This window comes from Acinetobacter sp. UC24323, assembly GCF_024151445.1.
GTDB classification, from domain to species: domain Bacteria; phylum Pseudomonadota; class Gammaproteobacteria; order Pseudomonadales; family Moraxellaceae; genus Acinetobacter; species Acinetobacter baumannii.
In genome coordinates, this window is record NZ_JAHIBY010000038.1 from 1 (window position 1) to 354 (window position 354).

The 354-nt window shown below is 50.8% G+C and carries 1 pseudogene; it reads right to left on the reverse strand.

Annotated elements, in window-relative coordinates:
• Positions 1 to 354 (reverse strand): annotated as a pseudogene (locus tag KNQ97_RS19170) (hypothetical protein); the annotation flags it as partial.

Sequence of the window (354 nt, forward strand, 5' to 3'; positions counted from 1 at the left end):
GTCAACATCTACTGTAATTGATCCATCAACGCGGTCCAGACCACCTTGATCCGGTGTAGATGGATCATTGTCATGATCGGTCTTCACAAGGCTGTCTTCTGCATTGACCGGGGTACCATTACGATCAACCGTTTCTGCCTTAACGGTCAATTCGCCATCAGCAAAGCCTGCCGGTACTTCTGCCGTATAGCTGCCATCAGGATTAACTGTGGCTTTCACCTGCTGTTCCAGCGGATTACCTGCCTGGTCCTGACCTGTGATGGTTAAGGTCACCTCGCTGCCCGGTGCTACATCTGTGGTCCCACCTGTGATATGACCCTGGTCGTCAACATCTACTGTAATTGATCCATCAAC